The following is a 25,469-nucleotide window of genomic DNA, read 5'->3' as shown; positions in this document are numbered from 1 at the left end:
CCGTTCCCAAATCAAGCGTTACGGAAACCCTGGTGCGGCGCGAAAGGTTCCGGTCTCGATCCCGCGCCAGTTGGTCTGCACTGTGTTCAGCCGCTTGCGCGTGGCGGGATGGTCCGCCTCCAACACCCCTGCGCGCACCAGAAGCGCGGCAATTGCCGCCTCGGCCGCCCGCGTGCCGCCATCGACGACCTTGAGCGCGATACCAAGGCCCTGCTCGGGAAGAATCGCCACGAACACCGCCTCGGCCCCGGTCTTGAGCGCCACCCTGCCGCCCATTGCGCGCATCAGTTCGGTGCAGGCCCGGCCCTCGCCGGCGACGTTTTCGGGGTATGTCGCCATCGCCCGCGCCAGCCGGTACATCGCGCGTTGCCGTGTATCGCCGGTATCGCGCGCCGTGGCGAACCGTGCCATCGCCCGCGCAAGACCGGCGAGCGACATCGCGAAATTCGGCGCGGAACAGCCGTCGATGCCATATCCGGCCACGGTTTCGCCCGTCACCTCTTCGGTCGCCTCGCGGATCGCGCGCTGCAGCGGGTGGTCGATTTCGACGTATTCCGGCCCAGCCTTCAGGTGCCGCGTCACGGTCAGAAAACCGCAATGCTTGCCCGAACAGTTGTTGTGCAACTGGCACGGGCTTTCGTCGGATTTGATCAGCCGGTTGCGTTCGTCCCGGTCGTAGGGTTCATGCGCGCCGCAGCGCAGGTCCGGCTCGGCAAGGCCGATCGCCGCCAGCCAGTCGCCCGCCAGCTTCACATGCCGCGCTTCGCCCTGATGGCTGGCGCAGGCAAAGGCCAGCTGCGCGTCGGTCAGCCCGACCGCAGCTGCGGCACCCGTCTCGATCAGGGGCAATGCCTGGATCATCTTGCACGACGAACGTGGAAAGATCACCGTGTCCGGGTTGCCCCACGCTTCGGCCACTCCCTTGGCATCGCAGATCACCGCGTGCCCAAGATGGCTGCTTTCCAGAAGCCCGCCGCGCCACAGATTGGCCAGGGGATGTGGGTTGGTCATCGTCTTGCTCCGTAACAGATGCGCGATTTTACGCGCAGAGGGCTTTCAAGAATTGGCGTTCTTGGGTTAAGGGTGGGATATCGGGTTGAAATGCTCGGCGCCACAGCAAAAGCCGCCCAATCCAGCAGGTTGGCAGGCAGGGTGTCCGGGCAAGAGGCATAAGACAGCTTGGAGGCTGCGTCAGACATGACTTCCCTTTTCGGTCGCGCCCTTGGGGTCGCAGCGTTTTCCCTTATGGCCGGCGGCGCGTTCGCCCAGGAATCCACCAACCGCGTCGCCACGATGACGGATTGGAACGTGTTCACCGAGGAAAGCCCCAAAGAGTGCTGGGGCGTCTCGAAACCCAAGGAAACCATCAACAGCCGGGATGGCCAGCCGGTTTCGGTGCGCCGCGGCGACATCCTTCTGTTCGTGACCTTCCGTCCCGGCAAGCCGGGCGAGATTTCGTTCACCGGCGGCTACCCTTTTGCAAGCGGGTCCACGGTTGAGGTAGCGGTTGACGGCAATCCCTACCAACTGTTCACCGACGGCGAATGGGCGTGGCCGGGAAGCCCCGAGGATGACGCAACCCTCTTGGCCGCAATGAAGAATGGCACCTCGGCCACGCTGACCGCGCGCTCGGGCAAGGGCACCGAGACGAAGGACACCTTCAGCCTGCGCGGCTTCACTGCCGCGATGACCGACGCCGAACAGCGCTGCAAGTAGCCAACGCCTGAAATACCCACGGCGCCCCGTCACCGGGGCGCTTTTGTTTTGCAGGGCGATCCCCTATATCCGCCACACACACGTCCCAGATCGCCTGTCGCAAGGCCCGAACGAAAGATCTGCTTCATGACTGCCCCGATCACCCAGGATGTCCTGACCCTGCCGCGAAAGCTGCCGGAAACCGACAAGACCAACATCGTCGGCCTCACGCGCGACGCGCTGCGCGAGGCGTTGATCGCCGCCGGCACGCCGGAAAAGCAGGCCAAGATGCGCCTCGGCCAGCTTTGGCAGTGGGTCTACCACTGGGGCGTGCGCGATTTCGCGGCCATGACCAACCTTGCAAAAGACTACCGCGCGCTTCTCGCCGCCCATTTCACCATTGAGTTGCCCGAGGTCGTCACCCGCCAGATTTCCGAGGATGGCACCCGCAAATACCTTGTCCGCATCGCTGGCGGGCACGAGGTCGAGGTGGTCTACATCCCCGAAACCGACCGGGGCACTCTGTGCATCTCCAGCCAGGTCGGCTGCACGCTCACCTGTTCGTTCTGCCACACCGGCACACAAAAGCTGGTCCGCAACCTGACGGCAGGCGAGATTGTCGGGCAGGTCATGCTGGCGCGCGATGACCTTGGCGAATGGCCGGTTCAGGGCGCGCCCAAGGATGAAACCCGCCTCATCTCCAACATCGTGCTGATGGGCATGGGCGAGCCGCTTTACAACTTCGACAACGTCCGCGACGCGATGAAAGTGGTGATGGACAACGAGGGCATCGCCCTTGGCCGCCGCCGCATCACGCTGTCAACCTCGGGCGTCGTTCCCGAAATCGCCCGCACCGCGACCGAAATCGGCTGCCTGCTTGCCGTCAGTTTCCACGCCACCACTGACGAGGTGCGCGATCAATTGGTCCCGATCAACAAGCGCTGGAACATCGCCACCCTGCTCGAGGCGTTGAAGGCCTATCCCGGCCTGTCGAACAGCGAACGGATCACCTTCGAATACGTCATGCTCGACGGCATCAACGACACCAAGGAAGACGCCTACCGGCTCGTCGAGCTTCTCAAGGGCATCCCCGCCAAAGTGAACCTGATCCCGTTCAACGAATGGCCCGGGGCGCCCTACAAGCGGTCCTCCGGCAACCGCATCCACGCCTTTGCCGACATCATCTACAACGCAGGCTATGCCAGCCCTATCCGCACTCCGCGCGGTGAAGATATCATGGCCGCCTGTGGCCAGTTGAAATCCGCCACCGAACGCGCTCGGAAATCAAAAGCGCAGATCGCCGCCGAAGCGGGCCTCTGACAGACGGCATAAGCATCAAGGACTGAACCGGTCCTGACCGGAACATATGCGGCAACTGCGTGTTGGGGCGCCATAACCTCACACAGGAGCCGCTCTCATGCTAGCCAAGCCCCTCGCCCTGACCGCAACGCTGCTTTTCCTTGCAACACCCCTGTCCGCGCAGACCAGCGAACAGAAGGATGTCACACCACCCTCGGCCGACGAGATTCGCGCCGCGATGACCACCGCGCAAGGCTTTGCGGAACGCGCTGCTTCGTCGAACCTCTTTGAGATCCAGTCGAGCCAGATCGCGCTGGAAAAGGCGCAGTCGGAAGAGGTCCGCGCTTTCGCAGAAAAGATGATCGCCGACCACACCGCCGCCGGCGAGCGCATGATGGCCGCCGCCACCGAAGAGGGCCTGACCGCGACCGAAGCGCTGATGCCAGACCATCAGGCGCAGCTTGACAACCTGACCAGCTCGGAACCCGCCGATTTCGACGCAGCTTACCTTGGCGCGCAACTCGCTGCCCACACCGAGGCGGTCGACCTGTTTGAAGGCTATTCGAACCAGGGTCCCGGTGGCCCGCTCAAGACCTTCGCCACCGAAACGCTGCCAAAGCTGAAGGACCATCTGGCCGAGGTCGGTCCGCTGTCCGAAGTATGAAGCACTGCCCTTTGCGGCCCGGTAACTCTCCGGGCCGCTTTCTCACGCCCGTGCCTCCGCCTCGGCGGCAATCTCAGGCTCTGCCTTCGGCTCATCCGCGGCATTTGGTGGAAACAGCATCCTGAACAGAAGCGGGTTGACGAGAATCGAGAAAAGCGCCCCCGCCACCACCAGATCGCGCGCGTCGGTCGGCACGATGTCCAGCTTTACCCCCATCACGATGAGGATGAACGAAAACTCGCCGATCTGCGCCAAAGCGGCGGCGATGGTCAGGCCGGTCGTGCGGTCATGTCCGAACGCCTGCACGATCCCGTAGGCCGCCGCACTTTTCACCCCGATGATGATCAAAATCGTCACCATCACCGAGAAGGGCTGTTCCCACAGCACGGTCGGGTCAAACAGCATCCCCACCGACACGAAGAACAACACCGCAAAGGCATCGCGGAACGGCAGCGTGTCCTTCAGGGCCTGCGCCGAAAGCGTCGACCCCGCCATTACCATCCCGGCAAAGAACGCGCCCAAGGCCAGCGACACCCCGAACACCGCCGCCGCCCCGGCAGCGACGCCCAGCGCAATCGCCAGCACCGACAGGCGGAACAGCTCCCGCTGCCCGGTGTTCGCCGCGAACTCCAGCGCCCAAGGAATGACCCGACGCCCGACGACCAGCATGATCGCCACGAACGCCGCAACCTTCGCGAAGGTTACAAGGATCGTCGCACCCACGGTGCCAAGGCCATACTGCGCCACATGCGCCGTCTCGGCATCCAAGGGCTGCTCCTGCCCGCCCAGCAGCCCGGCCAAGGGCGGGATCAGCACCAGCGCCAGCACCATCACCAGATCTTCCACGATCAGCCAGCCAACCGCGATTCGGCCCTTTTCGGTGGCAATCAGATCCCGCTCCTGCAACGCGCGCAGCAGCACGACCGTTGACGCAACCGACAGCGCCAGCCCGAACAACAGCCCGCCGCCGATCCCCCAGCCCAATAGCCATCCCAAAAGCGCGCCCGCCGCCGTGGCCACCCCGATCTGCACCAAGGCACCCGGCACGGCGATCGCCTTCACCGACAAAAGGTCCTTGACCGAAAAATGCAGCCCCACCCCGAACATCAGCAGGATCACCCCCATCTCGGCCAGTTGTGCCGCGATGTCCTGATCGGCCACATAACCGGGTGTGAACGGACCGATGATGACCCCTGCAGCCAGATACCCCGCAATCAGCGGCATCCGCAGCCGATGCGCCACAAGACCAAGGATGAAGGCAATCGCCAGGCCAACGGCCATAGTAGTGATAAGGGGCATATCGTGGGGCACGTCACCTCCGCGGTCAAAGCGCATTGAATGGGGATATAAGCCAACAATAGGTAAGCACGCGATCCCGCTGGTCAACCCGCTGCAAGGCTTTGTGCGGTCACGATTTCCTGCGATTTCGGTAGCAATGTTTCAGGATTTCCGGACCTCCGCCTGTTGACCTTTGCGCTGGCCCTGATAGCCACGACGCATGGCCCTTCCGCTGCTTTCCAACCGGCGCGCGCGTCACCTGTTTCTTGACCGGCACGCCTTGGCCGAAGCCCCGGTCGGCGCGGCCACCGGGCAGGCGCTGCATGACCTGATCGACCGCATCGGTTTCGTGCAGGTCGACAGCATCAACACCGTCGCGCGGGCGCACGACATGATCCTGTTCGCCCGCCGCCAGACCTATCGCCCCGACGCACTGAAACGCCTGCTGGAACGTGACCGCAGCCTTTGGGAACATTGGACGCACGATGCCTCGATCCTGCCGGTGGGCCTGCACGGCGTCTGGCAGCACCGTTTCCAGCGCGATGCTGAACGGCTGCACCGCAACTGGCGCAAGTTCTTCCGCGAGGGGTATGAGGCGCAGTTCGACACCATCCTGAACCGCATTGCCCGTGACGGCCCCGTTGGCACCGCCGATGTCGGCGAGGGCGAGGTGCGCGGCAAGGGCGGCTGGTGGGATTGGCATCCCTCGAAGACCGCGCTCGAATGGCTTTGGCGCACCGGGCAGATCGCCGTCACCCGGCGCGACGGGTTTCGCAAAATCTACGATCTGACCGAACGCGTGATCCCCGCACCGCACCGCACGCAGGTTCCCGCCGAAATCTTGGTCGACTGGGCCTGCACCACCGCGCTTGACCGTCTCGGCTTCGCCACCCCTGGCGAGCTTGCCGCCTACTGGAACACTATTTCACCGGACGAAGCGAAGGCATGGGCCAAAGCAGCCCTCGCGTCCGGCGACGTGATCGAGATCGACGTCGAAGGCTCCACTGGCCAGCTCCGCCGCGCGCTGATCCGCCCCTCGACCCTTGCCGCAACCCCGCCCGAACCGACCGCCCGCCTGCGCATCCTGTCGCCTTTCGACCCCGCCCTGCGCGACCGCGACCGCGCCGAACACCTGTTCGGATTTCGCTATCGGATCGAGGTTTTCGTCCCCGAACCAAAGCGTATCTACGGCTACTACGTATTCCCGATCCTTGAAGGCGACCGCCTGATCGCCCGCATCGACGCCAAGGCCCACCGCGACGAAGCCACCCTGCGCGTCAAGTCGTTCTGGCCCGAGGCGGGCGTCAAACTGGGCGCCTCCCGCCGCGCACGGCTGGAGGCGGAACTGGACCGAATTGCGCGCTTTTCGGGCTGCGCGCGGGTGGAGTACCTTGAGGGATGGCAGCGTACGCCCCTTCTGCGGGGCACCTGACCACCCGATCAGGCCATGTCGTAGGCCGTCAGGCCTTGTGCAATATCCACATGCGTAGGCAGGTCGAGGAATTGTTTCACCTTCTCGCGCTTCTGCACCGCATCGCCGGCGTAGGGTTCAAGCGCAAGCATCCGCCGCCGTTCTTGGCTTGCGGTAAAGCTGTCCGGGGTGGTGGCCGGATCCAGCAGATGCAATAGCTTCCCCGCCTCCAGAAAGGCCTTCATCGCCTCAAAAACACGGCCATCGAACAGGCGCAGCCGGTCTGCCCAGGGTTTCGTCGGCCCGGTAAAATGCACCAATCGCGGATTTCGGCCAGCCAACAGGGGAAAACTGGTCTTTGAAATCTGCCAATTCCAGCCGGGCGACAGGCTGTCCCAATTTCCTTCGACAACTCCGTTCAGCGCGGACTGGTCGCCATAGCGGCAGCGCTCTGCGTTGGCGGAAAAGAACTGCAACGCGGCGCGGCTGTACCGGCCCGCGTCCCACACCGGCCCGTTGACCACCATCATACCCGAATTGAAGTACCGCTCGCCAATCGCGGGATTAAGGCGCCCTACATAGGTCTTTTGTTCTCTAAGCCGGGGTCGATCAAACCAGTGCGACCGATCGCGGACAGCGGCCAAAGGCCGTCCCGTCTCGGGCAAGGCAAGCAAATCAGCCAATGATCCCCAAGCTTGGTAGATGTCGCCATCCAGATAGATCACCCGTCGATACCGGGTCGCCAGCTCTTCCAGCGCGAACAGCCGCAGCATTGCCGCCTTCGGGACGTGGTTGGTGCAGTCGTAGGCAAAATTGTCGGGATAGCTCTCCAGACGGTGGATGACCGCCTCGGCCGGAAAGGCTGACACCGCGTCGTTCGATACCTCGCCGATCAGATAGGCATGATGGTCCAACTTTCGGTCAGCATCGAAACCGATCGAACGCGCCAGCACAAACGCACTTTGCCAGGCCCAAGCCGCATCGGAACACACGACCACGCACGCCTCACGCATCGCACCCGCTCCTCAGCACGGCTCTTCCCAGGCGTCGATCACGCCTATCGCCTCTTCCGCCGTCTCGACCATGACGAACAGCTTGAGGTCTTCGGGGCTGATCACCCCGGCCTCGGCCAGATGCCCCCAGTTGATAACCGTCTCCCACCATTCGCGGCCAAACAGCAGGAACGGGATCGCCTTCATCCGTCGGGTCTGGATCAGGGTCAGGCTTTCGAACATCTCGTCCAGTGTCCCGAAGCCGCCCGGAAAGATGCAGACTGCCTTCGCACGCATCAGGAAATGCATCTTGCGGATCGCGAAATAGTGAAAGTTGAACGACAGGTCCGGCGTAACATAGGCATTCGGCGCCTGTTCGTGCGGCAGCACGATGTTCAGCCCGATCGACTGCCCGCCCGCATCGTCAGCGCCACGGTTGCCCGCCTCCATTACCCCCGGCCCGCCACCAGTGACGATGACGTTCTCGCGGCCATAGCTTTCAAGGCTCCGCTCGGTCATCAGCCGCGCAAAACGCCGCGCCTCGTCGTAATATCGCGACAGGTTCGCCAGCATCGGGGTCCGTGCGTGGTCACGGTGTTCCGGGGCCGGGATGCGCGCGCCGCCGAAAAGCACGATGGTCGATTCAATGCCCCGCTCGTCCATGATCATTTGCGGCTTCAGAAGCTCAAGCTGCAGCCGCACCGGCCGCAACTCCTCGCGCGTCATGAAATCCCGGTCCGCAAACGCCAGGCGGTACGCCGGCGCCCGCGTCTGCGGGGTGTCCGGGATGCGCTTGGTCGCCGCGATATCCTCCGTTGAATCACGGAATGGATGGCTGCGGGGTTCGTCTTTCATCACCTTGGCCTTTGTTGCCCGATCGGGCCAAGACCTATAGCCTTCGGACGAGCAAGGAAAGGTTGGCAGTCATGGACTGGCGCGGCGAGATCGAGACTGCGGCAAGCCGGATTGCCGGGCATGTGCGGGTAACCCCGGTGCTGGAGGTGGACATCCCGGGCATCGGCCCTGTCGAACTGAAGCTCGAACACCTGCAGCACACCGGCAGCTTCAAGGCGCGCGGCGCCTTCAACCGGCTGATCAAGGGGCCGGTGCCCCCGGCAGGCGTGGTTGCGGCCTCGGGTGGCAATCACGGGGCGGCGGTGGCGTTTGCCGCGCGCAAGCTCGGGCATCAGGCCAGGATCTTTGTCCCCGAAATTGCGGGGCCTGCGAAGATTGCGCTGATCCGCGCCCAAGGGGCCGAACTGGAAATCGTGCCGGGGGCGGTATCGGGTGCATTCGCCGCCGCCGACGACCATGCGGAACGAACCGGCGCAATGCAGGTCCATCCGTTCGATGCGCCCGAGACCCTTGCCGGTCAGGGCACCCTGATGCGGGAATGGGAAGCTCAGGGCCTCAAGGCCGATACCGTGTTCATCGCCGTCGGCGGCGGTGGATTGGTTGGCGGGGCGATGGGCTGGCTGGGGCGGCAGCGCAAGCTGGTCGCGGTCGAACCCATGCTGGCTCCAACCCTGTATGCGGCGCTGCAGGCAGGAAGACCGATGCGCGTCGCGCCTTCCGGCATCGCCGCAAATGCGCTTGGTGCACCGCTCATCGGACAGCTCTGCTTCGATCTCGCGACCGCGACCGGCGTCACCAGCGTGCTGGTTGATGACACGGCGATCCTCGCGGCACAGCGGCTGCTGTGGGACAGTCTGCGTCAATGGGTGGAACCGGGCGGGGCGACGGCGCTGGCCGCCCTCTTGTCGGGGGCCTATGTGCCTGCGAAGGGCGAAAAGCTGGCCGTTCTGCTTTGCGGGGCCAATCCCGCACCGCCCCCTTATGGCTGATTGCAAGATCGCTCGGGTTTCAAGTAGAAGGCCGGGACCTTTGCCGCAGGAGGCCCGCCATGTCCAACGCCGCCCTTGAAACCGCCATCGAAGCCGCGTGGGAGGCCCGTGACGGCATCACCCCCGCCACCAAAGGCGAGGTCCGCGATGCGATCGAAGCCACGCTGACGGCACTCGACAGCGGCACCCTGCGCGTCGCCGAAAAGCGGGGCAACGACTGGCACGTCAACCAATGGGCCAAGAAGGCCGTCCTCCTGTCGTTCCGCCTGACCGACATGTATGAAATCTCCGGCTCCAACGGCGGGTCGAACTGGTGGGACAAGGTGCCCTCCAAATGGCAAGGCTGGACTGCGGCAGACTGGCGCGCCGCAGGCTTCCGCGCTGTTCCCGGCTCCATCGTCCGCCGCTCGGCCTACATCGCCAAGGGCGTGGTGCTGATGCCCTCCTTCGTCAACATCGGCGCCTATGTCGGCGAAGGCTCGATGGTCGACGGCTGGGCCACCGTTGGCTCCTGCGCGCAGATTGGCCGCAACGTCCACCTGTCGGGCGGCGTCGGCATCGGTGGCGTGCTTGAACCCATGCAAGCCGGCCCCACGATCATCGAGGATGATTGCTTCATCGGCGCCCGCTCCGAGGTGGTCGAAGGCTGCATCATCCGCGAAGGCTCGGTTCTCGGAATGGGCGTGTTCATCGGCAAATCCACCAAGATCGTCGACCGCGAAAGCGGCGCGGTGATGTACGGCGAAGTGCCCGCTGGATCGGTGGTTGTCGCCGGCTCCATGCCGTCGAAGGGCGGCATCAACCTCTACTGCGCCGTGATCGTGAAGAAGGTCGACGCCCAGACCCGCTCGAAGACCTCGATCAACGAGCTGCTCCGCGACTGATCGCCCATAGGAGGGTCCATGACTGACGAAGACGCCCCCGCGAAACCGAAACGCCCGCAGCAGGTCTACACCCTTGTCGTCGAGGTCGGCCGCAAGGCCGGTGACGGCCTGCCCGACAAGGCGACAGGCGCAGGGCTCATCATCTACGCCTCGGGCGTGGACGAGGCCGAGGCCGTGCGCGAAACCGTGGCGATCCTCAAGGAAGCCGACCTCGCGCCGTTGGATGTCGCCGGCCACGGCACGCTCGACGAACGCCTGAAGGCCGGCGACGAGGTTGGCGAGGACGAGCGCGCCCTGATGCAGCGCGCACTCGACGAAAACTCCGTCATCGTAGCCGAGATGACCCCTTTCTTCGACTGAAAGACCGCAATGACCGATCCCGCCGACCTTACCGCCAAGCTGATCCGCTGCGCCTCGGTCACGCCGTCAGAAGGGGGCGCGCTGCAATTATTGCAGGCGGTGCTGCAAGATGGGGGCTTCACCTGCCAGCGCGTTGACCGCAACGGCATCGCCAATCTTTTCGCCCGCTGGGGTGCCAAGGGTGCCAACAAATCCTTCGGTTTCAACGGCCATACCGACGTTGTCCCCGTTGGCGACGCCGCCGCCTGGACGCATGACCCGTTCGGCGCGGCCATCGTCGACGGCTGGATGTATGGCCGCGGCGCCACCGACATGAAATCCGGCGTGGCTGCATTCGCCGCTGCCGCCATCGACTTCGTCCGCGAAACCCCGCCCGACGGATCGGTGATCCTGACCATCACCGGCGACGAGGAAGGCGAAGGCAAGGACGGCACCCTCGCCCTGCTCGACTGGATGGCAGCAAACGGCGAACGCATGACCCACTGCCTTGTCGGCGAGCCCACCTGCCCCGACGAGATGGGCGAGATGATGAAGATCGGTCGTCGCGGCTCGATGACCGCCTTTTTCACCGCGACCGGCGTGCAGGGCCACTCCGCCTACCCGCACCGCGCCAGGAACCCTCTGACCGCGCTGGTCCGCCTCCTCGCCCGGCTCGAGGCTGAACCGCTTGACACAGGCACCGATCATTTCGACCCCTCCACCCTCGCCATCACCACCATCGACTGCGGCAATCCGGCCAACAACGTGATCCCCGCCCGCGCCACCGCCACCGTCAACATCCGCTTCAACGACCTTCATTCCGGCGCGTCGCTGTCCGATTGGCTTTGCAACGAGGCGAAGGCAGTCGAAGCCGAAACCGGCGTGCAGATTGCCTTGCGCGTGTCCATCTCCGGCGAAAGCTTCCTCACCCCGCCGGGCGAGTTCTCCGCCCTTATCGCAAAGGCGGTTCAGGCCGAAACCGGGCGCGCACCCGTCGCCTCCACCTCCGGCGGCACCTCGGACGCGCGCTTTGTCAAAGACCACTGCCCGGTCGTCGAATTCGGCCTCGTCGGCAAGACCATGCATCAGGTCGACGAACGCGTCCCGGTCGCCCAGATCCACCAGTTGAAGGCGATCTACGGCCGCATCCTGCGCGACTATTTCGCATGATCCACATCGCGCCCACCCGCGACATCGCCGCCTGCCGCGCGCTGCGCCGCACTGTGTTCATCGAAGAACAGGGCGTCAGCGAAGCGATCGAGGTGGACGGAATGGATGACACGGCGATCCACATCCTCGCCACCGACAACGGCACCCCCGTCGGCAGCGCCCGTCTCCTCGTTCAGGGCGAAATCGGCAAGGTTGGCCGCGTCTGCGTCCTTGCCCATGCCCGTGGCACCGGCCTCGGCGCCGCCCTGATGCGCGCCGCCGTGGCAGAGTTTCGCACCATTCCCGGCGTCACCAAAGTAAAGCTTGGCGCGCAGACCCACGCCCTCGAGTTTTACGAACGCCTCGGCTTCACCGCCACCGGGCCGGAATACCTCCAAGCCGGCATCCCGCACCGCGACATGATCCTGACGCTTTGACCGCCCGCGAGGTGGCCTTTGCGCCTCGTCCGTGCTAACTCAGCGCCATGAACCCAATGCCCACCAAAGACCAGATCCGCGCCTGGATCGCCGAAAACCCCGGCCTCTCGGCCAAGCGCGACATCGCCAAGGCCTTCGGCATCAAGGGCGATGCCCGGATCGACCTCAAGCGCCTGTTGAAAGAGATGGAGGCCGAAGGCACCGTCGAAAAGACCGCCCGCCGCTTCCACGACAAGGGCAGCCTGCCCCCCGTGGCCGTGCTGATGGTGCTGGCCCCGGACACGAACGGCGACCTTTTCGCCCGCCCGCTCGAAGATGGCGCCGACGAGTCCACCCGTATCCTCATCATCCCCAAGGCCGGCGACCCGCCCTTGGGCGAAGGCGACCGCATCCTCGCTCGCCTCGCCAAGGTGGACCTTGACGAGTATCAGTATGAGGCCCGCCTGATCCGCCGCATCGGCTCCAACCCTCTGAAACTGCTTGGCATCTTCCGCGCCAATGCCGAAGGTGGTCGCATCGTCCCGATCGACAAGGGCGCCGACAAGGAATGGCGCGTCGCACGCGACATGACCATGTCCGCCCGCGACGGCGAACTGGTCGAGGCGGAAACTGTCGGCAACCGCAAGATGGGCCTGCCGCAAGCCCGCATCGTCGCGCGGCTGGGCGACCCCTCCGGCCCCCGCGCTGTCAGCCTGATCGCCATCCACCAGCACGGCATTCCTGACCAGTTCCCCGACGCCGTCATTGCCGAGGCCGATGCCGCCAAACCCGCCCCCGACGCGGGCCGCGACAACCTGCGCGACATCCCCCTCGTCACCATCGACCCCATCGACGCGCGCGACCGCGATGATGCCGTCTACGCCGAACCCGACCACGAACCCGGCAACCCCGGCGGCCACATCATCTGGGTCGCCATCGCCGACGTCGCCCACTACGTCACCCCCGGCTCCGCGCTTGACCGCGAGGCGCGCAAGCGCGGCAACTCCACCTATTTCCCCGACCGCGTCGTGCCGATGCTGCCCGACACGCTTTCCGGCGACCTCTGCAGCTTGCACGAACACGTCGACCGCGCCTGCCTTGCGGTGCGGATGCGCTTTGACGCCACCGGCCACAAGATCAGCCACCGCTTCGTGCGTGGCATCATGCGCTCTGCAGGCTCGCTGCATTACGGTCAGGTTCAGGCAGCCATTGACGGCCAGCCCGATGACAAGACCGGCCCGCTTCTCGACCCCATCCTCCGCCCGCTTTACGCCGCTTATGCGTCCCTCACCAAAGCCCGCGCCTTGCGCCAGCCGCTCGACCTTGATCTGCCCGAACGCAAGATCGTGCTGGATGACGATGGCAAGGTCACCTCCGTCGCCTTCCGCGACCGGCTGGACGCGCACCGCCTGATCGAGGAATTCATGATCGCGGCCAACGTCGCCGCCGCCGAAGAACTGATCCGCCTGAAACGCCCGCTCCTGTTCCGCGTCCACGAAGAGCCGTCGATGCTGAAACTTGACGCCCTGCGCGAGGTGGCCGAGGCGTCCGGGTTTACTCTCGCCAAGGGTCAAGTCCTGAAAACCGCCCACCTCAACCGCCTTCTGGCCCAGGCCCAAGGCACCGAGTTTGACGAGTTGATGAACATCTCCACCCTGCGCTCCATGACGCAGGCCTATTACCACCCGGAAAACTTCGGCCACTTCGGCCTTGCCCTGCAGAACTACGCCCACTTCACCTCGCCGATCCGCCGCTATTCCGACCTTATCGTGCACCGCGCCCTTATCGCCGGGCACAAGTGGGGCAGCGATGGCCTGTCGCAGTGGGATATCGAGAACCTCGAAGAAACCGCCAAGCTCATTTCCGATGCTGAACGTCGCAGCATGGCGGCCGAGCGTGACACCACCGACCGCTACCTTGCCGCCTTCCTCGCCGACCGAGTCGGTGCCGAATTCACCGGCCGCATTTCCGGCGTCCAACGCTTCGGCCTGTTCGTCAAACTGGACGAGACCGGCGCTGACGGGTTGATTCCGATCCGCTCCGTTGGGCGCGAGTTCTTCCATTACGACGAAGGCAGCCAGACCCTGATGGGCGCCGACACCGGCGTCATCATCGGCCTTGGCCAAAAAGTCACCGTGCGGCTGGCCGAGGCCACGCCCGTCACTGGCGGCATTACGCTGGACCTGCTGGAAATCGAGGGCAAACCCCTGTCCACCGCCCCGCGCAAAGGCAGCCGCTACGCCCCGCGCAAACCAACTCAGGCCGCCGCCAAACGCCGCGGCGTGGTGCGCAAACGGCGATGAAGCTGCTGTCAGCGACCCTCTCTGCCCTGCTTGCGGTCGCCCTCCCGGCCCCCGCCCAGACGATCCTGCCCGACGCCACGATGGAGGCCCCCCCGATGGGAACGCAAGCTGGCCTTGACGCCTGGGTTCACACCTTCCGCCCGCGCGCCCTTGCCGCCGGCATCCCCGCCGCCACCTTCGACGCAACAATGCGCGACGTCGCCTTCAACCCAAAGGTCATCGAGCGCGACCGCAACCAGAACGAATTCACCAAGACGATCTGGGATTACCTCGACACCGCCGTCTCCGAAGACCGCATCGCGCTTGGCCGCAAGGCGCTGGCCGCCAACAGCGCCCTTCTTGACCGGATCGAGGACACCTACGGCGTCGACAAGGAAATCGTCACTGCGGTGTGGGGGCTGGAAAGTGCCTATGGCACCTTCCGCGGCGACCTCCCCGTCATCGGCTCGCTCGCCACCCTCGCCTATGACGGCCGCCGCGCCGCCTTCTTCGAGGCGGAACTGATCGCCGCGCTCAAGATCATCGACGGCGGCCACGTCACCGATTTTCGCGGCAGTTGGGCCGGGGCCAGCGGCCACACCCAATTCATGCCGACCTCGTGGGAAAACTTCGCCGTCGATTTCGATGGTGACGGCAAGCGCAATCTCTGGTCCGACGATCCCGCCGATGCGCTGGCCTCGACCGCCGCCTACCTGCGCCACTGGGGCTGGCAAAAGGGCGCGCTCTGGGGGCTGGAGGTGCGACTGCCCGACGGCTTCGATTACAACCAGACCACCGAAGCGATCAGGAAGCCCGTCGCCGACTGGGCCGCCCTCGGCGTGCAGCCCATGTCAGGCGGCAGCCTTCCGGATTACGGCCCCGCCTCGATCCTGCTGCCCGGCGGGTCGCGCGGAGCGGCCTTCCTGATCTTCTCGAACTTTCAGGTGATCGAGAAATACAACACCGCCGACGCCTATGTCATCGGCATCGGCCACCTTGCCGACCGTCTCAAGGGGGGCCCCGCCATCGCTGCCAGTTGGCCCCGCGACCTGCGCGCCCTTACCCTGCCGGAACGGCGCGAACTTCAGGAACGTCTTGGCGCCGCGGGCTTTGATCCCGGTGGGGTAGACGGACGGATGGGGCCAAAGACAATCGCCGCCGTCAAAGCCTTCCAGACCGTGCGCGGCCTCGTGCCTGACGGCTATCCCAGCCTCGATATCCTTACCCGCCTGCGCTGACGCTTTCAGGCCGGAGGGCAAGCCCCCGGCCTGTGCGATTCTGCAAAGGCGCTGCCCTTATTGCGCGTTCAGGATCTTCTTCACCTGACCGGCCGGGTCGCTGCCTGCGCTCAGGTTGTCATAATTGGAAAACAGGGCGACGATCTGGGCGTACTGCGCGGTGGTGATGCTGCTCAGGTCAGCACCCGGAACCCAAGCCTCGATCTGCGTCGTAATCGCCGAAGACAGCGCGACCGGGGCGGTCTGGGCAACGGCGCCGGTGGCTGCGGCTGCGATCAGGGCGGTGGCAAGAAGAATGCGTTTCATGACGTGTATCCTTATGTTTCGATTTGCTTCCATCCCGTTCTGGGCTGGTGATACCGAAGTGGGCTTGCGGCGGCAGAATGTGAAATCACACTCCCCACACGCGGACTCGCTCAGTTGTTACTGCGCGTGCGGCTTGCCCCGCGCGTCGCACGAATTGCTCGATTTCCTTGGCTCGCTGCGGTCGCTTTGTTCACGGACCACCCCACGTCTTCACCCGTTTGTCCGGATTGAGACCTATCTGTGCATCATCGCACAGACCGCTTGAGCTTTCAGCAACGTAGGGGCCTCTTTCCCCATAACCACTGGCCAGAAACCTTTGCGTATGGCAAAATGTTCTTTCTTCGTTCTCAAAGCCTGAGTCGCATGTCCTTCGTCGAACTTTCCGCCCTGTCGAATTTCACCTTCCTCACCGGGGCCTCCCACCCCGAGGAATTCGTGCTGCGCGCAGGCGAAATGGGTATGCCCGCCATCGCCATCGCTGACGTCAACTCTGTCGCGGGCATTGTGCGCGCCCATACCAAGGCGCGCGAACTGGCCCGTGACGGCGGCCCTGTCGTCCGACTGATCCCCGCCGCCCGCATCGTGCTTGACACCGGCTTTCACGTCACCGTCCTGCCGCGTGACCGCGCGGCCTGGGGGCGGCTTTGCCGGCTGATCTCGCTTGGCCGCCTCCGCGCCAGAAAAGGCACCTGCGACCTCGCCCTCCCCGACCTTCTGGAATGGGGCGAGGGGATGGAAATGCTGCTCATCCCCCCCGACCAGCGCCTGACCCTTGCCACTGAGGCACCGCGCGCCACCACCCACTGGCACTCCGCCGCCAAGGCGCTGATCGCCCGCTTCCCCGGTCAGGTCAGCCTCGCCCTGCCACCCCGCTACGACGGGCAGGACCGCGCACGTTTCGCCCGGCTCGAAGCGCTCGCCACCAGCTTGCGCATCCCCACCGTCGCCACCGCGATGCCCGCCATGCACCACGGGTCGCGCCGCCGCTTGGCCGATGTGCTGACCGCGATCCGCCTTGGCCGCCGCGTCGACATGCTCGGCCTCCACGCGCTGCCGAACGGCGAAGGCCGCCTGCGCTCGGAACCCGAAATGCGCCGCCTCTACCGTGGTCACGAACCGGCCCTCGCCCGCGCCGCCGAGGTCGCCGCCCGCGCCGCCTTCTCGCTCGACGAGTTGCGCTACCAATACCCATCCGAGAACGCCGAGGGCGAAACCGCCGCCCAGCGCCTCGCCCGCCTTGCCGAAGCGGGCCTCGACTGGCGCTATCCCGACGGCGCGCCGGACAGGGTGCGCGCCCAGATGGCCCACGAACTCGACCTGATCGCCAAGCTGAAATACGAACCCTACTTCCTTACCGTCCACGACATCGTGGCCTTCGCGCGCAAACGTGGCATCCTCTGCCAAGGTCGCGGTTCGGCCGCCAACTCCATCGTCTGCTACGCCCTCGGCGTCACCTCCGTCTCGCCGGAAATCGGCACGATGGTCTTCGAACGCTTCGTCTCCGAGGCGCGCAACGAACCGCCCGACATCGACGTCGACTTCGAACATGAACGCCGCGAAGAGGTGATCCAGCACATCTACGACCGCTACGGCCGCCACCGCGCCGGGCTTTGCGCCACCGTGATCCACTACCGCGGCAAGCGCGCCGTGCGCGAGGTTGGCCGCGCGATGGGCCTGTCGGAGGATACACTAGGTGCCATGTCCAGCCAGATCTGGGGCTGGGGCGGCCCCGGTGCCGTCACCGACACGCGGCTGCGCGAAATCGGCCTCAACCCGAACGACCGCCGCCTGCGCCAGACGATGGCGCTGATCGACGAGATCCAGGGCTTCCCCCGCCACCTGTCGCAGCACGTCGGCGGCTTCATCATCACCGAAGGTCGGCTGGACGAGCTTGTTCCCATCGAAAACGCCACGATGGAAGACCGAACCGTCATCTGCTGGGACAAGGACGATATCGACACCCTCGGCATCCTTAAGGTCGACATCCTCGCCCTCGGCATGCTTACCTGCATCCGCAAGGCCTTCCAACTGCTGGAAAAGCACCACCACCAGCGCTTCACCCTCGCCACCCTGCCCCCGGAAGACCCCGCCACCTACCAGATGCTCTGCGAGGCGGACTCGCTCGGCGTGTTTCAGGTGGAAAGCCGCGCCCAGATGAACTTCCTCCCCCGGATGAAGCCGCGCTCGTTCTACGACCTCGTGATCCAGGTCGCGATCATCCGCCCCGGCCCGATCCAGGGCGACATGGTCCACCCGTTCCTGCGCCGCCGCAACGGGCAGGAGCAGGTCTCCTTCCCCGACGACGCGCTTGGCCGTGTCCTCGGCAAGACCCTCGGCGTGCCCTTGTTTCAGGAACAGGCGATGCAGATCGCCATCATCGGCGCGGGCTTCACCCCGACCGAGGCTGACCGCCTCCGCCGCTCCCTCGCCACCTTCAAGAAACACGGAAGCGTCAGCGAATTTCACGACCGCTTCCTCGCCGGGATGAAGGCCAACGGCCACGACGACGATTTCGCCCGCCGCTGCTTTGCCCAGATCGAAGGCTTCGGCAGCTACGGCTTTCCCGAAAGCCACGCCGCCTCCTTCGCGCTCCTCGTCTACGCCTCCGCCTGGATAAAGCGCCACCACCCCGGCATCTTCGCCTGCGCGCTTCTGAACGCCCAACCGATGGGCTTTTACGCCCCCGCCCAGATCGTCCGCGACGCCCGCCAACACGGCGTCATCGTCCTGCCCCCCTGCATCCAGACCAGCCAGTGGGACAACGTGATGGAAGAATCCGCCACCCCCGGCGGCCCCCTCGCGCTGCGTCTCGGGTTTCGTCAGATCAAGGGCGTGTCCGAGGAAGAGGCGCTCTGGATCACCGCCGCCCGTGGCAACGGCTACCACCGGGTCGAAGATGTCTGGCGCCGCGCCGGCGTAACCTCCGCCACCATCACGCGCCTCGCCGAAGCCGACGCCTTCGCCAGCCTCGGCATCCCAAGGCGGCAGGCGCTCTGGGCCGCGCAAGCCCTGCAACCCACCCGCCCGCTCCCCCTTTTCGCCGGCGACATGGACGGCGAAGGCATCATCGAGCCCGCCGTCCAGTTCCGTGAAATGACCACAGGCGAGGCGGTGGTCGAAGACTACGTCGCCATGCGTCTCACGCTCCGCGCCCACCCGATGGCGCTGTTGCGGCCGTGGCTGACCGAAGCAAAGCCCGCTGAAACCGCGCCTCGCCCCCCCGCCACCTGTTCCGGTCAGGCCCTCACGCTTGTCCCTGCCTCCGCCGCCTGACGCTCAAGCCACACCTGCCCGACCCGCACTCTGTGCAAACCCGTCCGCACCCCGCCACCGGCAGTGCGCTCCCTCCCTCGCAGCCACCAGCTCTTCCTCGGATTTCCCCTTCTCCAAATATCCCACGGGGGTGTGGGGGTGTGAAACCCCCACGTCCACCCTCGCCAAAAGCGCACCATCCCTACCCGGTCCCCAGACCACCCGCGCAAACGCGGCGTCAGCCCCCAAACCCGCTGACCCCATCACCCCCGCCCTCGCCTTTCCCCCCTCCACCCGCTAGGGTCCGCGCCATGCCAGCCGCCTCGCCCAAAGCCCGATGATCCCCGATTACCCCCTCGTCCGCGATCTCGTCCTCGTCGGCGGCGGCCACGCCCATGCCCTCGTCCTCAGGATGTGGGCGATGGACCCCTTGCCCGGCACCCGCCTCACCGTCATCAACCCCAACCCCGTCGCCCCATACACCGGCATGCTCCCCGGCCACATCGCCGGCCACTACGCCCGGACCGAGCTGATGATAGACCTCGTCCGCCTCGCCCGCTTCGCCGACGCCCGACTGATCCTCGACACCGCCACGGGCCTCGACCCCAAGTCCAATCTCATCCACCTCGCGGGCCGCCCACCCCTCCCCTACGACGTCGCCTCCCTCGACGTCGGCATCACCACCGACCTCCCCGACGTGCCCGGTGCCGCCCTCCACGCGATCCCCGCCAAGCCCTTGGGCGATTACGCCGACCGCTGGCAGGCCTTCCTCGACCGCCGCCTCGCTTTCCCGCGCGTCGTGATCCTCGGCGGCGGCATCGGCGGGATCGAACTGGCGATGGCCTCGGCGCACCGCCTGCAAACGGCTGGCACCAAGGCAGAAATCACCCTCGTCGACCGCAACGCAGACCTCCTCCCCGGCCTCTCCCCCCGCGCCCGCAACGCCCTCCTCGCCGCTGTCAAAACTTTCGGCATCCGCCTCGTCACCGGCACCACCGCCACCGAAATCACAGGCGCAACCGTCACCCTCGCTACCGGCGAAACCCTCGGCTCCGACTTCACCGTCAGCGTCACCTCCGGCCGCCCGCACCCGTGGTTCGCGACCACCGGCCTCGCCCTGACCAACGGTTTCCTGACCATCAGCCCCACCCTGCAAACCTCCGACCCCGCGATCTTCGCCGCAGGCGACTGCGCCCATCTGGCCGCCAGCCCCCGCCCGAAGGCCGGTGTCTACGCCGTCCGCGCCGCCCCGATCCTGCACGCAAACCTCCGCGCTGCCCTCACCGGCACGCCCCTCAAATCCTTCCGCCCGCAAACCGACTACCTGAAGCTCATCTCCACCGGCACCCGCTCCGCCGTCTCGGAACGCTCCGGCCTCTCCCTCTCCGGCCCTTGGCTCTGGCGCCTGAAAGACCGGATCGACCGAAAGTTCATGGCGAAATTCGCCACCTACCCCGCGATGCCCACGCCCGCGCTGCCAACCAACGCTACCCTCGGCCTCGCCGAAGCCCTCGGCGCCAAACCCCTCTGTGCCGGTTGCGGCGCCAAGGTCGGCGCCACCGCGCTCCACGACGCCCTCGCCCCCCTGCCCGCGCCAACCCACCCCGAGGTTCTCTCCGGCCCCGGCGACGATGCCGCCATCCTCGCCACCCCGACCGGCGTCCAGGTGATGACCACCGACCACCTCCGCGCCTTCACCCAGGATGCAGCCCTGATGGCCCGCATCACCGCCACCCACGCCTTGGGCGACATCTGGGCAATGGGTGCCACCCCGCAGGTCGCCCTCGCGCAAATCACCCTCCCCCGCCTCGGCCTCGCCCTGCAAACCCGGATGCTGGCCGAGATCATGGAGGCCGCCTCCGAAACCCTCCGTGCCGCAGGCGCAGACATCGTCGGCGGCCACACCACCCAAGGCGCTGAACTGACCATCGGCTTCACCCTCACCGGCACCGCCCCCCGCGCCATCACCAAGGCCGGTGCGAAACCCGGCGACGCCCTGATCCTCACGAAACCCATCGGCTCCGGCACGATCCTCGCCGCCGAAATGGCAATGGCGGAAACCCCCGGCCTCCTCCTCGGCGAAGCTGTCGCCGCCTGCCTCGCCCTGATGCAGCGCCCGCTCGGCCCCGCAGCCCGCATCCTCACCCCGCACGCCCACGCGATGACCGATGTCACCGGCTTCGGCCTCGCAGGCCATCTCGTCGAAATCCTCGAAGCGTCCGGCACCGCCGCCACGATCAGCCTCGCCGGGGTCCCTCTGATGCCCGGCGCCGAAACCCTCGCCGCCGCAGGCCACGCCTCCAGCCTCGCCCCCGACAACCGCGCCGCCACGAACTGGCGCATGACCGCCCCCGACACTCCCCGTGCAGCCCTCCTCCACGACCCCCAGACCGCAGGCGGCCTCCTTGTCGCCGTCCCCGCAGATCACGCCGACACCCTCCTCTCAGCCCTCCTCGCCGCGGGCGAACCCGCCGCGATCATCGGCCACGTAACCGCCGGCCCGGCCCATCTGACCGTCACCGACTGACATCTTCCTCTTTGCATAAATATCCCCGCGCGGAGCCCACGGAGCCAAGCGGCAAAGCCGCGCCGGCGACCTCAAGGGCGTGCGGCGGTACGCCGCTCCGCAAGGCAGCCGTCAGACCAGCCTGCGCACCGCCTCCGCCACCCGGTCGGCCAGCGCCGGCAACGCCGCCTCCGACAGATCCTCCGCCGCCACTTCCGCAAACGGCACCGCCATCCGGTCGCGGTGCTTGGCGTAGCGCGGGTCGTAATGCAGTGCCATCAACTCCTCGGCCAGTGCCGCGAACTCGCCCGCCCCCGCCAAGGCCTGCCAGCGCGCGATCACCTCCGCCGGGTGCAGCGGGCGCAGCAATTCCACCGTCGCTGCCAACCGCCCAGCATCCGCCGTCAGGTCTCCGTAAGCCCGCGTCAGATAGGCCGCCCGCGCCCCCACCGGTGCCGCAATCGCCACACGCGGTGCCGCGACCATCGCCTTCCAGATCTCCGGCGGCAACCGCCGCTCCCCAACCTTCGAACTTTCCGCCTCGATCACCACCGGCCGCGACGGATCAAGCGCCGCAATCGCCATCGCCAGCCCGGCCTCGAACGCCTTCTGGCTCGGCTGCGGCCCCAACGCCCCGAACAGCGACCCGCGGTGCCCCGCCAACCCCTCAAGGTCGATCACCTGCACCCCGCGCGCCGCCAAAAGCTTCAGCACATCGGTCTTGGCCGACCCGGTATTGCCGTCCAGCACCACCACCGGCGCGGCAATCGGCGTGTCATAGACCGCCTTCACCACCAGCCCGCGCCACGCCTTATAGCCACCCGCCAGCGTTTCCACCCGCCAGCCGATCTGGGCAAGGATCGTTGCAAACGACCCCGACCTTTGCCCGCCCCGCCAGCAATAGACCAAGGGCCGCCAGCCCCCCGGCCGGTCCGCCAGCACGCCTTCCAGATGCGCCGCCGCATTGCGCGCCACCAGTGCTGCGCCCAGCTTTCGCGCCGTGAACGGGCTGACCTGTTTGTAGACCGTGCCCACCCGCGCGCGTTCGGCATCATCCAGCACCGGCAGCGAAATCGCCCCCGGCAAATGATCCTCGGCGTATTCCGTAGGCGCGCGCACATCGATGATATCATCGAAGCCATGCGTCGCCAGATCGGAAAGAGAGGTCAGGGTAATCGCCATCACGGCTTTCTTACCGCCCCCGGCGGAAAGACGCCAGCCGCGCGCCTCGGTCGGAAATGCCACACTCGCCAAACGGCCAGTATCCGGGCATCCTTCTGCGATGCTCAGGTTGGTGATCCTTTTCTGCCTCGCCCTTCCGGCCCATGCAGCCGAACCCTCTCGGCTGACCGATGCCGCCCGCCACCAGATCGGCGTGACCACGGTCTATGATTCCTCCTACACCCCGCTTGCCTTCCCCGGCGGCGACCTGCCCCGTGACCGGGGGGTCTGCACCGATGTTGTCGTCCGCGCCCTGCGCGACGCTTGGGACATAGACCTGCAACTTGCCGTGAACCGCGACATGAAGGCCGCCTTCACCGAATATCCGCCGCTCTGGGGCGCGCATCACCCCGACCGCAACATCGACCATCGCCGCGTGGCGAACCTGCAAACCCTGTTCGCCCGCCTCGGAACCGCTCTGCCACTGACAACGGACCCCACACCCTACCTTCCCGGCGACATCGTCACCTGGTCGCTGCCGGGCAACCTGTCACACATTGGCATCGTCTCCGACCGCATCACCGCCGACGGCACGCCCCTTGTGCTGCACAACATCGGCAGAGGCCCTCAGGAGGAGGACATTCTCTTCGCCTACCCGATGACCGGCCATTACCGCATCGGCAGCGATAGCGTCGCCCGCCTGCGCGAACTGGTGCGCTAGCCCCTTACGGATCGCTTGGCAAACGGGTTGGCGTTCGCCACACTGCCCGTCATGGACACTGACCATGACGCCTACAAACCCGCCCAGATCGCCGCCCTGATCGAAACTGCGGGCGTCGCCAAGGCGCATCTGCCACTGCCGCAGATGGCCGTCCTCGCCCTTCTTGCCGGCGCGTTCATCGGCTTCGGCGGGGCAGCCTTCCTGATGGTCATCACCGGCGCAGATGCCGGTTTCGGCCCGGTCCGCCTTCTGGGTGGCGTCGCGTTCTCTCTGGGCCTCATCCTCTGCATCGTCGGCGGGGCCGAGCTGTTCACCGGAAACGCACTGATGGTCATGGCAGCAGTCGACCGCAAGATCACCGTCGCGCACCTCTTTCGCAACTGGGGCGTGGTCTACCTTGGCAACCTCGCCGGTGCTGGCGGACTCGCAATCGCCTTCTCGCTCACCGGCCTTCTCGATGCGCCCTTCGGCGCCACCGCCGCCAAGGTCGCCACCGCCAAAGCCAGCCTCGGCCCGGTCGAGGCGCTGGCCAAGGGCGCTCTCTGCAACGCCCTTGTCTGCCTTGCCGTCTGGCTTTCGTTCTCGGCCCGCGACACGACCGGCAAGATCCTCGCCGTCCTCTGGCCCGTCACGACCTTCGTGCTCCTCGGCCTCGAACACTCCATCGCCAACATGTTCCTGCTGCCGCTCGGGATCCTTGCGGGGGCCGATGTCACGCCCGCTGCCGCCGCCCTCTCGCTCCTCTGGGTCACCCTCGGCAACATCCTCGGCGGCGCAGGCGGCGTCGCCCTCGCGTACCGCTTTGCCTACAAGGGCGGCGCCTAGAACCCCGCCTCCAGCCGCTCCAACAGCGCCGCCAGCATCGCCTCGCAGCGCGCCAGTTGCTCCGCCGTCACGAACTCGTCCGGTTTGTGCCCCTGCGCCATCGACCCCGGCCCGCAGATCACCGTCGGAACCCCAAGCCGCTGATCAAACAACCCGCCCTCCGTCCCGAACGCCACCTTGATCGTGCCGTTCGCCCCGGTCAGTCCCTTGACGAAATTCACCACCGCCGCATCGGTCGCCGTCCCCAACCCCGGATAGTCCCACAGCCGCTCCACCCGGATCGCCGCTTCCGGAAACTCGCCACGCAACGGCGCGATGATCGCCTCCGCCAGCCCCTCCAACCGCGCGATCAGGCCCGCCACGTCCTCTCCCGCCAGCGACCGGATTTCAAAGTCGATCACCGCATGGTTCGGCACGATGTTCACCTGCACGCCACCGTTCAGCTTACCCACATGCAGCGTCGTGTAAGGCACGTCGTAATCGCCGTCGCGCAGCCCCATTTCCGCGACATCGGCCTGCAACCCCCTAACCCCATTCACGAAATCCGCCGCCAAATGCAGCGCGTTCAACGCCATCGGCGCCAACGCCGAATGCCCCTCGCGCCCCACGCAGGTCGCCCGAAGCGCCACCTTGCCCTTGTGCCCAGTCGCCACCTGCATCCCCGTAGGCTCGCCCACGATGCAGAACCGCGGGCGCACCGGCGCCGCCTCCAGCAGGTCGATCAACGACCGCACGCCCATGCAGCCGATCTCCTCGTCATACGACAGCGCCAGATGCAAAGGCACCCGCAATGGTCTCCGCGAAGCCTCCAGCATCGCCGCCACCGCACAGGCGACAAAGCCCTTCATATCCGCCGTGCCGCGCCCGTAAAGCCGCTCCTCGGCTTCGGTCAGTGCAAAGGGCGGCCTCGTCCACGCCTGCCCCGTCACCGGCACCACATCGGTATGCCCCGACAACATCACCCCCGCCCCCGCAGGCCCGGTCGAGGCGTAAAGGTTGGCCTTCCCACCCCCCGCCTCCGGCACCAGCGTCACAGCGATGCCAGCGCCCTCCAACAGCGCCTTCACATACAGGATCAGCGCCATGTTCGGCTCTGAACTTACCGTGTCGAACGCCACCAACCGCTCAAGGATCGCCCGCATTTTCACCCCCGCCTCGCCTGCCCCGGTGCTAGCGCGAAACCGCTCGGCCCGAAAGCCACCTTCCC

Annotated in this window: 22 protein-coding genes; 15 read left to right on the top strand and 7 right to left on the bottom strand. The window is 66.2% G+C overall.

The window, feature by feature from the left end; translation table 11 throughout:
* Window positions 1-18 precede the first annotated feature (18 nt).
* Window positions 19-1,011: an asparaginase gene (locus ACROUL_RS03710; protein WP_431298201.1), complete on the bottom strand. Its 993-nt coding sequence runs from the start codon at window positions 1,009-1,011 to the stop codon at window positions 19-21.
* A gap of 186 nt (window positions 1,012-1,197) precedes the next feature.
* Here ACROUL_RS03710 and ACROUL_RS03705 point away from each other — a divergent pair, with 186 nt between their 5' ends.
* From ACROUL_RS03705 to ACROUL_RS03695, 3 genes are all read left to right on the top strand, one after another.
* On the top strand, window positions 1,198-1,716 hold the full coding sequence (locus ACROUL_RS03705) for an invasion associated locus B family protein (protein ID WP_431298200.1): 519 nt from the start codon (window positions 1,198-1,200) through the stop codon (window positions 1,714-1,716).
* Window positions 1,717-1,842: 126 nt separating this feature from the next.
* Window positions 1,843-3,015, top strand: a complete 1,173-nt coding sequence (rlmN, locus tag ACROUL_RS03700; protein WP_431298199.1) for a 23S rRNA (adenine(2503)-C(2))-methyltransferase RlmN — start codon at window positions 1,843-1,845, stop codon at window positions 3,013-3,015.
* 97 nt (window positions 3,016-3,112) lie between these two features.
* A complete protein-coding gene (locus ACROUL_RS03695) occupies window positions 3,113-3,658 on the top strand; it encodes a DUF4142 domain-containing protein (protein ID WP_431298198.1) in 546 nt (181 codons plus the stop codon).
* A 42-nt stretch (window positions 3,659-3,700) separates the two neighbouring features.
* On the opposite strand, the gene ACROUL_RS03690 is transcribed toward ACROUL_RS03695, so the two are convergent.
* Window positions 3,701-4,969, bottom strand: coding sequence for a cation:proton antiporter (locus ACROUL_RS03690; protein WP_431298197.1), 1,269 nt, complete (start codon window positions 4,967-4,969; stop codon window positions 3,701-3,703).
* 187 nt (window positions 4,970-5,156) lie between these two features.
* Here ACROUL_RS03690 and ACROUL_RS03685 point away from each other — a divergent pair, with 187 nt between their 5' ends.
* Window positions 5,157-6,368, top strand: a complete 1,212-nt coding sequence (locus ACROUL_RS03685) for a winged helix-turn-helix domain-containing protein (protein ID WP_431298196.1) — start codon at window positions 5,157-5,159, stop codon at window positions 6,366-6,368.
* An 8-nt stretch (window positions 6,369-6,376) separates the two neighbouring features.
* On the opposite strand, the gene ACROUL_RS03680 is transcribed toward ACROUL_RS03685, so the two are convergent.
* A complete protein-coding gene (locus ACROUL_RS03680) occupies window positions 6,377-7,360 on the bottom strand; it encodes a glycosyltransferase family 8 protein (RefSeq protein WP_431298195.1) in 984 nt (327 codons plus the stop codon).
* A gap of 12 nt (window positions 7,361-7,372) precedes the next feature.
* The gene (locus tag ACROUL_RS03675) at window positions 7,373-8,194 is read right to left on the bottom strand and encodes an LOG family protein (RefSeq protein WP_431298194.1); all 822 of its coding nucleotides are present in this window, start codon (window positions 8,192-8,194) and stop codon (window positions 7,373-7,375) included.
* 71 nt (window positions 8,195-8,265) lie between these two features.
* Here ACROUL_RS03675 and ACROUL_RS03670 point away from each other — a divergent pair, with 71 nt between their 5' ends.
* From ACROUL_RS03670 to ACROUL_RS03640, 7 genes are read left to right on the top strand one after another with little or no spacing between them, the layout of a single operon-like run.
* Complete coding sequence (locus ACROUL_RS03670; RefSeq protein ID WP_431298193.1) at window positions 8,266-9,183, top strand: threonine/serine dehydratase; 918 nt, start codon at window positions 8,266-8,268, stop codon at window positions 9,181-9,183.
* A gap of 59 nt (window positions 9,184-9,242) precedes the next feature.
* Window positions 9,243-10,067, top strand: a complete 825-nt coding sequence (gene dapD, locus ACROUL_RS03665) for a 2,3,4,5-tetrahydropyridine-2,6-dicarboxylate N-succinyltransferase (RefSeq protein ID WP_431298192.1) — start codon at window positions 9,243-9,245, stop codon at window positions 10,065-10,067.
* An 18-nt stretch (window positions 10,068-10,085) separates the two neighbouring features.
* Window positions 10,086-10,427, top strand: a complete 342-nt coding sequence (locus tag ACROUL_RS03660) for a hypothetical protein (RefSeq protein WP_431298191.1) — start codon at window positions 10,086-10,088, stop codon at window positions 10,425-10,427.
* A gap of 9 nt (window positions 10,428-10,436) precedes the next feature.
* Entirely contained in the window at window positions 10,437-11,576 is a 1,140-nt protein-coding gene (gene dapE / locus ACROUL_RS03655; protein WP_431298190.1) for a succinyl-diaminopimelate desuccinylase, read from the top strand.
* Window positions 11,573-11,992 carry a GNAT family N-acetyltransferase gene (locus ACROUL_RS03650; RefSeq protein ID WP_431298189.1) on the top strand — a complete coding sequence of 140 codons (420 nt, stop codon included), beginning with the start codon at window positions 11,573-11,575 and terminating at the stop codon, window positions 11,990-11,992. The genes dapE and ACROUL_RS03650 overlap by 4 nt, the downstream gene beginning before the upstream one ends.
* Before the next feature lie 47 nt (window positions 11,993-12,039).
* Window positions 12,040-14,274 carry a ribonuclease R gene (gene rnr, locus ACROUL_RS03645; RefSeq protein ID WP_431298188.1) on the top strand — a complete coding sequence of 745 codons (2,235 nt, stop codon included), beginning with the start codon at window positions 12,040-12,042 and terminating at the stop codon, window positions 14,272-14,274.
* A complete protein-coding gene (locus tag ACROUL_RS03640) occupies window positions 14,271-15,491 on the top strand; it encodes a lytic murein transglycosylase (protein WP_431298187.1) in 1,221 nt (406 codons plus the stop codon). Before rnr ends, ACROUL_RS03640 begins: the two co-directional genes overlap by 4 nt.
* 57 nt (window positions 15,492-15,548) lie before the next feature.
* On the opposite strand, the gene ACROUL_RS03635 is transcribed toward ACROUL_RS03640, so the two are convergent.
* The gene (locus tag ACROUL_RS03635; RefSeq protein WP_431298186.1) at window positions 15,549-15,797 is read right to left on the bottom strand and encodes a hypothetical protein; all 249 of its coding nucleotides are present in this window, start codon (window positions 15,795-15,797) and stop codon (window positions 15,549-15,551) included.
* Window positions 15,798-16,160: 363 nt separating this feature from the next.
* Here ACROUL_RS03635 and ACROUL_RS03630 point away from each other — a divergent pair, with 363 nt between their 5' ends.
* On the top strand, window positions 16,161-19,070 hold the full coding sequence (locus ACROUL_RS03630; protein WP_431298185.1) for an error-prone DNA polymerase: 2,910 nt from the start codon (window positions 16,161-16,163) through the stop codon (window positions 19,068-19,070).
* A 316-nt stretch (window positions 19,071-19,386) separates the two neighbouring features.
* Window positions 19,387-21,576 (top strand): selenide, water dikinase SelD, encoded by a 2,190-nt coding sequence (gene selD / locus ACROUL_RS03625; protein ID WP_431298184.1) that lies wholly within the window; start codon window positions 19,387-19,389, stop codon window positions 21,574-21,576.
* Between the two features lie 111 nt (window positions 21,577-21,687).
* Here the strand turns inward: selD and mnmH are convergent, their stop codons facing one another.
* The gene (gene mnmH, locus ACROUL_RS03620; RefSeq protein WP_431298183.1) at window positions 21,688-22,737 is read right to left on the bottom strand and encodes a tRNA 2-selenouridine(34) synthase MnmH; all 1,050 of its coding nucleotides are present in this window, start codon (window positions 22,735-22,737) and stop codon (window positions 21,688-21,690) included.
* Between the two features lie 100 nt (window positions 22,738-22,837).
* Between mnmH and ACROUL_RS03615 the strand changes: the two genes are divergently transcribed.
* Together ACROUL_RS03615 and ACROUL_RS03610 are read left to right on the top strand one after the other, a co-directional pair.
* A complete protein-coding gene (locus ACROUL_RS03615) occupies window positions 22,838-23,437 on the top strand; it encodes a DUF1287 domain-containing protein (protein WP_431298182.1) in 600 nt (199 codons plus the stop codon).
* A 27-nt stretch (window positions 23,438-23,464) separates the two neighbouring features.
* Window positions 23,465-24,262, top strand: coding sequence for a formate/nitrite transporter family protein (locus tag ACROUL_RS03610; protein ID WP_431298181.1), 798 nt, complete (start codon window positions 23,465-23,467; stop codon window positions 24,260-24,262).
* Here the strand turns inward: ACROUL_RS03610 and argE are convergent.
* Window positions 24,259-25,404 (bottom strand): acetylornithine deacetylase, encoded by a 1,146-nt coding sequence (argE, locus tag ACROUL_RS03605; RefSeq protein WP_431298180.1) that lies wholly within the window; start codon window positions 25,402-25,404, stop codon window positions 24,259-24,261. The genes ACROUL_RS03610 and argE overlap by 4 nt on opposite strands.
* Between the last annotated feature and the right edge of the window lie 65 nt (window positions 25,405-25,469).

Origin of the sequence: Tabrizicola sp. BL-A-41-H6 (genome assembly GCF_050632395.1) — a bacterium.
In the GTDB taxonomy this organism is placed as follows: Bacteria; Pseudomonadota; Alphaproteobacteria; order Rhodobacterales; family Rhodobacteraceae; genus JAUYQR01.
The sequence above is the reverse complement of the archived record's forward strand: the minus strand, read 5'-3'. Positions and strand labels throughout refer to the sequence as shown.

What these genes read in the sequence shown, in the direction of transcription:
- ACROUL_RS03710 (WP_431298201.1), bottom strand. Translation starts at nt 1,011, where the DNA reads ATGACCAACCCACATCCCCTGGCCAATCTGTGGCGCGGCGGGCTTCTG.
- ACROUL_RS03705 (WP_431298200.1), top strand. Translation starts at nt 1,198, where the DNA reads ATGACTTCCCTTTTCGGTCGCGCCCTTGGGGTCGCAGCGTTTTCCCTT.
- rlmN (WP_431298199.1), top strand. Translation starts at nt 1,843, where the DNA reads ATGACTGCCCCGATCACCCAGGATGTCCTGACCCTGCCGCGAAAGCTG.
- ACROUL_RS03695 (WP_431298198.1), top strand. Translation starts at nt 3,113, where the DNA reads ATGCTAGCCAAGCCCCTCGCCCTGACCGCAACGCTGCTTTTCCTTGCA.
- ACROUL_RS03685 (WP_431298196.1), top strand. Translation starts at nt 5,157, where the DNA reads ATGGCCCTTCCGCTGCTTTCCAACCGGCGCGCGCGTCACCTGTTTCTT.
- ACROUL_RS03680 (WP_431298195.1), bottom strand. Translation starts at nt 7,360, where the DNA reads ATGCGTGAGGCGTGCGTGGTCGTGTGTTCCGATGCGGCTTGGGCCTGG.
- ACROUL_RS03675 (WP_431298194.1), bottom strand. Translation starts at nt 8,194, where the DNA reads ATGAAAGACGAACCCCGCAGCCATCCATTCCGTGATTCAACGGAGGAT.
- ACROUL_RS03670 (WP_431298193.1), top strand. Translation starts at nt 8,266, where the DNA reads ATGGACTGGCGCGGCGAGATCGAGACTGCGGCAAGCCGGATTGCCGGG.
- dapD (WP_431298192.1), top strand. Translation starts at nt 9,243, where the DNA reads ATGTCCAACGCCGCCCTTGAAACCGCCATCGAAGCCGCGTGGGAGGCC.
- ACROUL_RS03660 (WP_431298191.1), top strand. Translation starts at nt 10,086, where the DNA reads ATGACTGACGAAGACGCCCCCGCGAAACCGAAACGCCCGCAGCAGGTC.
- dapE (WP_431298190.1), top strand. Translation starts at nt 10,437, where the DNA reads ATGACCGATCCCGCCGACCTTACCGCCAAGCTGATCCGCTGCGCCTCG.
- ACROUL_RS03650 (WP_431298189.1), top strand. Translation starts at nt 11,573, where the DNA reads ATGATCCACATCGCGCCCACCCGCGACATCGCCGCCTGCCGCGCGCTG.
- rnr (WP_431298188.1), top strand. Translation starts at nt 12,040, where the DNA reads ATGAACCCAATGCCCACCAAAGACCAGATCCGCGCCTGGATCGCCGAA.
- ACROUL_RS03640 (WP_431298187.1), top strand. Translation starts at nt 14,271, where the DNA reads ATGAAGCTGCTGTCAGCGACCCTCTCTGCCCTGCTTGCGGTCGCCCTC.
- ACROUL_RS03635 (WP_431298186.1), bottom strand. Translation starts at nt 15,797, where the DNA reads ATGAAACGCATTCTTCTTGCCACCGCCCTGATCGCAGCCGCAGCCACC.
- ACROUL_RS03630 (WP_431298185.1), top strand. Translation starts at nt 16,161, where the DNA reads ATGTCCTTCGTCGAACTTTCCGCCCTGTCGAATTTCACCTTCCTCACC.
- selD (WP_431298184.1), top strand. Translation starts at nt 19,387, where the DNA reads ATGATCCCCGATTACCCCCTCGTCCGCGATCTCGTCCTCGTCGGCGGC.
- mnmH (WP_431298183.1), bottom strand. Translation starts at nt 22,737, where the DNA reads ATGGCGATTACCCTGACCTCTCTTTCCGATCTGGCGACGCATGGCTTC.
- ACROUL_RS03615 (WP_431298182.1), top strand. Translation starts at nt 22,838, where the DNA reads ATGCTCAGGTTGGTGATCCTTTTCTGCCTCGCCCTTCCGGCCCATGCA.
- argE (WP_431298180.1), bottom strand. Translation starts at nt 25,404, where the DNA reads ATGCGGGCGATCCTTGAGCGGTTGGTGGCGTTCGACACGGTAAGTTCA.